At 33.1% G+C, this 7,587-nt stretch carries 6 protein-coding genes; all 6 read right to left on the reverse strand.

What is annotated here, in order from left to right; genetic code table 11:
• A partial coding sequence (locus tag U9Q18_04595; GenBank protein MEA3313635.1) for a hypothetical protein occupies window positions 1-526 on the reverse strand: 526 nt, incomplete at its 3' end.
• An 87-nt stretch (window positions 527-613) separates the two neighbouring features.
• Complete coding sequence (locus U9Q18_04600; GenBank protein MEA3313636.1) at window positions 614-1,945, reverse strand: glutamine synthetase family protein; 1,332 nt, start codon at window positions 1,943-1,945, stop codon at window positions 614-616.
• A gap of 197 nt (window positions 1,946-2,142) precedes the next feature.
• Window positions 2,143-2,424, reverse strand: a complete 282-nt coding sequence (locus U9Q18_04605; GenBank protein ID MEA3313637.1) for an HU family DNA-binding protein — start codon at window positions 2,422-2,424, stop codon at window positions 2,143-2,145.
• A 157-nt stretch (window positions 2,425-2,581) separates the two neighbouring features.
• Window positions 2,582-5,968, reverse strand: coding sequence for a DNA polymerase III subunit alpha (locus U9Q18_04610; GenBank protein MEA3313638.1), 3,387 nt, complete (start codon window positions 5,966-5,968; stop codon window positions 2,582-2,584).
• Between the two features lie 8 nt (window positions 5,969-5,976).
• The gene (locus tag U9Q18_04615) at window positions 5,977-6,963 is read right to left on the reverse strand and encodes a hypothetical protein (GenBank protein ID MEA3313639.1); all 987 of its coding nucleotides are present in this window, start codon (window positions 6,961-6,963) and stop codon (window positions 5,977-5,979) included.
• 66 nt (window positions 6,964-7,029) lie between these two features.
• Window positions 7,030-7,587: endonuclease III (gene nth / locus U9Q18_04620; GenBank protein ID MEA3313640.1), on the reverse strand; the 558-nt coding region annotated here is incomplete at its 5' end.

The following is a 7,587-nucleotide window of genomic DNA, read 5'->3' on the forward strand; positions in this document are numbered from 1 at the left end:
TTAAGAGCAATTCATTCGTGGATGTTTTTGTTTTGACAATAGGAGCTGCTTCCGAAGTATAGGTGTCAGCGACCAGTACGGTATATACATTTTGGTTGTTTATTGCAAAAAAATGTATATATTTAATGTGTTCGTCTTCTGTTTCAGGGGACAGTACGAGGGCAATTTCTTTTGTGCTTTTGGACATAAATTCCGATACTTTTTCTAACACAGAATTAAGGTCTTTTGTTTTTTCAGTGGCGGAAATTTCTATTTTTTTTATGATTTTCTCTTTCTTTTCTTTTAAAAAAGTTTCAATAAAAAAGCGATATGCTTTGCTTGTTGGAATTCTGCCTGCAGAAATATGAGGCTGATATATATATCCCAAATTCTTAAGCTCTGCCATTTCGTTCCTTATAGTGGCAGAAGAAATAGGGATACAAAACTTTTCAGCTATTCTTGTTGATCCTACTGGCTGTCCTGTTTTAATGTATTCTGTTACTAAAATTTTTAATATTTCATCTCTTCTATTTTTTAATTTCATCATTTAAATTATATCAAAAAGAAGCTTCTTATAAAAGAAGCTTCTTTATAGTGATTTAGTCCAGTACTTTTTGAAAAGAATGTGTAAAAATTAATAAATGGGTAACGAATTTTTAATTTCCCAATCGGTTACATGTATTCGATACTCATCCCACTCTTTTTCTTTGGCTTCTATGTATTTCTTAGTTATATGATCGCCAAGAGCAGATAGTATTACCTTATCTTTCTTTAATTCCTGGATCGCTTCTCTTAGGGTAGATGGCAGGATATCAATGTCCATAGCGGATTTTTCTTTAACGGAAAGTTCGTATATGTTGATGTTATTTGCAGGTTTTGGGGGTGTTATTTTATTTTTTATGCCGTCTAATCCTGCTTTTAAAATTACTGCAAGGGCAAGATATGGATTTGTTGTGGGGTCAGGGCTTCTATATTCTATTCTTTTTTCTTCAAATTCACCTAAAGGCACTCTAATTAAAGCACTTCTATTTTTTTCAGCCCAGCACATATACACAGGGGCTTCGTATCCTGGGACAAGTCTCTTGTAAGAATTTACAATCGGATTTGTTATTGCAGTGATTGCCTTTGCATGTTTTAATAGCCCTCCTATGAAATATAATGCTATGTTGGAGAGATTAAATTGTTTATCTGGAGCATAAAAAATATTTTTACCGTTTTTTGTGAAGAGAGAAATATGAGTATGCATTCCCGATCCATTTATTCCAAAGATAGGTTTTGGTAAAAATGTTGCGTATAATCCATTTTGTAAAGCAATGGTTTTTGCGACAGTTTTAAATGTGGTTGCTCTATCTGCTGTTTTCAGTGCATCGGCGTATTTAAAATCTATTTCATGTTGGGAAGGAGCTACTTCATGATGCGAAGCTTCAATTTCAAACCCTATTTTTTCAAGGGCAACTGCTATTTCTATGCGAGTTTTTTCGCCAATATCTTCTGGAAGCATTTCAAAGTAGCTTCCGTCACTTACCAGTTTTGTTGAGGGATTTTTATCTTCCGTGAGTTTGAACAAGAAAAATTCTTCTTCAGTACCATTATACATATAAAAGCCCAATTTTCTTGCTTCTCCTATTACTTTTTTTAACATATAGCGTGGAGAACCACTGAATGGTTTTCCGTTATGTCCATATACATTACAAATTAAACGTGCTATTTTTATTGGTTGATCAAACGTCCATGGCAATATAGTGAATGTATCGAGGTCAGGATACAGCACCATATCAGATTCTTCTATTCTTACAAATCCCTCAATTGATGATCCATCAAAGGCAATTCCATGATCTATTACTTTTTCAAGTTTTTTTGAACTGATTTCTATAAGTTTTGGAAATCCTAAAATATCTACAAACTGAAGCCATATTGCATTAATCTCTTTATTGTAAATTTCTTTAAGAATTTTTTCCTTTGTCATTCCCCCCCTCCCTTAAATCGAGCTTTTAGAATTTTATTTGTAAATTTAAAAAAATCAAGTTCTGCAAATAAAATTTGAAATAATTTTTAAGAATTTAATTTTGATAAAATACGATGAGTACAATAATTTTTGAAAAATAAACAAAAAAACAGGGAGAATGTTAAGTAATTATGCAAACTCCCTGTTTTTTTGTTTATTTACCTCTTTTTTGCTACTGCGTCTTTTAGCTTTTTCCCTGGTTTAAAGAAAGGTACTGTTTTTGCAGCAATTTTGATTTTCTTTCTTGTCCTTGGGTTTACGCCATTCCTTGCTGACCTCTTTCTTGCTCCAAATGTGCCGAATCCGATCAGTGCAACTTTGTCTCCCTTTTTGAGAGTAGTTGTTACGACCTCTGCAAAAGAATCGAGCATCATTGCTGCATCTTTTTTCTTAAGACCAGTTTTTTTTGTAATTGCAGTAATAAGTTCTGGTTTGTTCATAAATTTTCCCTCCTTCTTTAAGTATTTGCCTTTTTGAGGCATCTTACCCTGATTTTAACTAGTTTTTTTTGCTTGTCAAGAGGGGAAATGCCTTTTTTGCTACATTTTTTAGCTTTTTTTTCTAAAAAAGTCCCATTACAAGATATTTTTTGGTTTTTTATTGTCTCCAATCCTTAATTTTTAATGTGCCTTCCCCGAAGAGTTTTTCAACCTTTCTTTGGAATTGTTTCGAATTTTTTACGAAATATTTTGACGAAAGTGCAATTTTTATGTCTTTTTCATCCTTTAGGAGGTGTATAATTACTGGATTTCCTCCTTTATGCAGTTTTATTTCCTTTTTTAACTCCCCAAGTTTTTTTGTTAATTCAGCTCCAACTTTTATATAGAGGTGTAATGATTTATATTCATCTTTTTTCTTGATGTCTTTTTCTGTAAAGAAGTTTACCACTTTTTCTGCAAATAGTATTATATTATCTTCTTCTTTTCTAATCGTTCCTTCTATTACAATTACTCCCTCTTTATCTATATAGGGTGTAAAATTTTCATAATTGTGGGGAAAGACAAGTGTTTCTATTTTTATATTGGCATCTTCCATTTTGAATTTATATATATGATTGCCATTTCTTGTTTTACTTCTTTTGACTTTATCTTTGATGCCTGCAACAATTACCTTGCTTTCAGTTTCTTTGTTTAAAATGGAAGACACAGTAGGAATTTCCCGTTCCTCTAAAATGGGCAAATATGTGTTTATTGGATTCCCAGAAATATAAAAGCCAAACGCTTCTTTTTCATAGTTTAAGGTATCCATTAACGATGAACGTTTGCTTGTGATTATAGGCGTGTTTCCTCCAAAAAGAGAAATTATTTCTTCTTTTGCGTTCCCTCCATATTCGTCTAAAAGTTCTTTTCTGTCTCTGCCAAAGGAATCGAAACACCCTGCTTTTATGAGATTTTCTACAACTTTCTTATTGACTTTAAATGGGTTACACCTTTTTAGAAAACTACTAAGCGATTTGAATTCTCCTGACAGTTTTCTTTCTTCAATTATTTTTTCAAGAATTTTTTCACCTATACTTTTAATAGCAAACATGCCAAATCTAATGGAATCACCTTCTATATTATAGTAGACAGCTGATTTATTTATATCAGGAGGAAGTATGTCTATTCCTTTATTTTTTATCTCATATATTATTTCGCTTGTTTTATCTTCATTGCCTATGTAGGCATTCAGAAGAGCAGTAAAATATTCTTTTGGATAATGTGCTTTAAGGTATGCATTTTGATATGCGATTGTTGCGTAAGACACTGCATGGGATTTATTGAATCCATATCCTGCAAAGAACTCTATCAAATCAAATACTTTTGTTGCAATAATCCTGTCTATCCCTTGGTTTACGGCTTTTTCTATAAATATGCTTCTCTGTTTTTTTAATATTTCCGGCTTCTTTTTTCCTATTGCTTTTCTCAGGATATCTGCTTCAGACATTGTATATCCAGCAAGTACATTTGCAATCTGCATTATCTGTTCCTGGTATACAATGATTCCGTAGGTTGGTTTTAAAATTTGCTCTAATGTTGGATGAGGATAGGTTATTTTCTTTTTGCCATTTTTTCTTTTAATGTATTCTTTTATTCCACCGGCTCTAATTGCTCCTGGTCTGTACAGAGCTACTACTGCCGTAAGCTCATCTATGCTTTCTGGTTGTACGCCTTTTAATACTTTTCTCATACCACTGCTTTCTAATTGGAATACTCCGATAGAATCACCTTTTTTTAGCATATCAAATGTTTTTTTATCATTCATTGGAATTTCTTTTAAGTTGAGATCTATGCCGTTTTTTTGGAGCATTCCTATTGTGTCTTGCATTATGGTAAGGTTTCGCAGGCCAAGAAAATCCATTTTTAATAGACCGATATGCTCTATGATATCCTTATCAAATTGGGCAATTATGGCATTATTTTTATCTAATTGTAGTGGTATGTATTCTATTAAGGGTTTGTCTCCGATAACAATGCCGGCAGCGTGGGTAGAAAAATTTCTAACATTGCTTTCAAGGACTATGGCTATTTGAAAGAGTTCTTTGTATTTTTCACTGTTCGATTTTTCTTTAAGTTCCGGCACTGTTTCAATAGCATTTTCTAGAGAAGCACCAAACGGGATGCGCTTTGCAATTTTATCTATTTCTCCATATGGGAAGTTTAGCGCCCTTCCGACATCCCTTATAACTGCTCTTGCTTCCATTCTGCCAAATGTTGCTACTTGAGCTACATGATCTTTACCGTATTTATTTTTTACGTATTCTATTACTTCATCTCTTTTTTTATCTCCAAAATCTATATCAATATCTGGCATTGACACCCTCTCCGGGTTTAAAAAGCGCTCAAATAAGAGATCGTGTTTTAATGGATCTATTTCCGTGATGTTAAGTGCATATGATACTATACTTCCTGCAGCAGAACCTCTTCCAGGACCTACTGGGATGTTGTGCTTTTTTGTCCAGCTTATGAAATCTTGTACAATGAGAAAATAATCTGTAAAACCAACTTTATTAATGACCTCAAGTTCGTATTCTGCGCGCTTTTGTACATCAGGAATTTGTTCAATGGGGTACATTTTTTTCAGGCCTTCTATTGTAAGCTTTTTTAGGAAGTCTATATTTTTTTGTTTATTCCACTCTTCGCCATCGGGAGTGAACCGAGGTAGATGGTAGGTGTTAAAATCAAAATTTACATTGCACATCTCTTTTATTTTCTCGGTGTTGTCAATTGCTTCAGGGAATTCTTTAAAGATTTTTCTCATTTCATCTTCAGATTTTATGTAGAATTCTTCTGTTTGAAAACGCATTCTATCAGGATCTTCTACTTTAGCAAGCGTTTGAACACAGAGCACTATATCATGCGCTTTTGCATCTTCCTTTCTCAGATAATGTGCATCGTTTGTTGCTACGAGCGGTATGTTTTCTTCTTTCGAGAGCTCTGCCATTATCCGAATTGCTTCTTTCTCTTCTGGCAAGTTGTGATTCTGTATTTCGAGGAAGAAATTTTCTTTTTCAAATATATCTGTGTATTTATGTAGAGCCTTACGTGCTGCTTCTTTCCCTTCCTTAAGTGCTGATGACGGTATTTCTCCTTGTAAACAAGCACTTAGGCCAATAATGCCTTCGTGGTACTTTTTTAATATTTCGTAGTCTACTCTTGGTTTGTAATAGAAGCCTTCTAAAAATCCTATGGATACGATTTTGATGAGATTTTTGTAGCCTGTATTGTTCTTTGCAAGCAGAACAAGATGATATCTCTTTGCGCTTCTTTTTTCTTTTTTTAACCTTCCGTCTGGCGCAACATAAACTTCACAGCCTATAATTGGCTTTATTCCATTTTTTATCATCGTTTCATAGAAATCTATAGCACCGTACATATTTCCGTGATCAGTGATGGCTACAGAGTCCATTCCTAACTCTCTTATTCTCTGTACTAATTTCGGAATTTTATTTAACCCGTCTAGCAAGCTGTATTCTGTGTGCAAATGTAGATGTGTGAATCCCATATCTCCTCCTATTCTATATCGATCTGAACATTTATATTCATATTTTCTATGTCATTGGATGCAAGCGATATTGTGATTCTATATATCTTTCTGTTTGCTGCTTGCATTAGTATCTCTTCTTCGATATTTTTACTCTCAAAAGTTTTGTTTTCTTTTATTAAAATTTTATTGTCAGATATGTCTGACACATTTAGATTGCTGATTTCATCTTTGAAATTTAATATTCGTTGTATTACATCCCTTGCATATGTTAATGCACTTATTTTTTCTTGATCTTTTACTTTCTCTTCTAACGGATTTATAATAAGTGGTTCATTATTGTCGAATATGTAGTGGATATTTTTATCCCATATTTCTTTTACTTCATAATTTACCACTTTTCCCGCAAATTGATAATCAATTTCTTGTTGATCGGCTGTTCCACCTATGCTAATTGTGAAAGAAAAATCTTCTTGATCATATGGAAATATAAGGGAGTTCAAGTATTCTTGAACTACGCTGTTGTTTGTAAGGAATTGTATAGAAATTTCATTTTTCCCCTGCATGATATCTATTGGAATTTTTTTGCTTTCAAAGAATTTTTTATTAATTTCAATAATTTGGTTACCTTTCTCTGCAGGCGATATAATGCAAATTCCATCTTTGTCTGTGATTTCCTTTCTGTCCCCAATTTGTACTGTTGCATTTTCGATGCCAGTTCCGTTGTAGCTCACTACATTTACTTTAAGATAAGAAATGGGTGAAAGGTACACTATGTGATTGGACTGGGTTATTTCTATATTTTTTGTGACATATCCATCTTTGCTTATACTGATTGTTCCTTTTTTCAGGGAAACGGTACCATCTTGTATTTGCAGCTTCTCTCTATTTATTATAACCGTGCCCTGGATTTCCTTGTGCGTTATGCTATCAAGTAGCCTTACCTGGGTTTTGTTGTTACTACAACCCGTAATTATTATTCCTGTCATTAATATTATTAATATAATTTTTTTCATGCGGACATCATTTTAGCAGATATTTTTTTTTACACAAAGAGCTGAATAATTGCTATTTAATTGGCTTTATCTGTGTTTATCGACCCCTATCCTTGGACAATATTTTTCTATAGGGCAGAGGGAACATTTTGGGGATACAGGAGTGCAGATATTTTGACCAAGAGTGACAAGAAGTGCATTAAAAACTATCCAGTGTTTTTTTGGTAGAATTTTTTGTAAGGCGAATTCTGTTTCTTCTGGTTCGCTTGTTTTCACAAGATTTAAACGATTTGAAATTCTATGTACATGTGTATCTACACAGATAGCTAATTTGCCAAACCCTTCATTGAGTACAAGATTTGCCGTTTTTCTACCTACACCTGGAAGTCTTAAAAGATCATTTATTTTATTTGGCACTTTTCCATTGTAATCTGTTATCAATATCTCGGATATCTTTAAGATTTGCTCTGCTTTTCTGTGATAAAAACCTACAGGATAGATAAGTTTTTCAATTTCTTTTCTGTTAAGCTTTAATATTTTTTTTGGAGAATCTGCTACAATAAAAAGTTTTTTGCTTGCACTAATTGTAGTTTTATCTTTGGTACGCAGACTAAGTATTGTTGAAATGAGCACTCTAAAGGGATC

Source organism: Caldisericota bacterium (assembly GCA_034717215.1).
GTDB lineage: Bacteria > Caldisericota > Caldisericia > Caldisericales > Caldisericaceae > UBA646.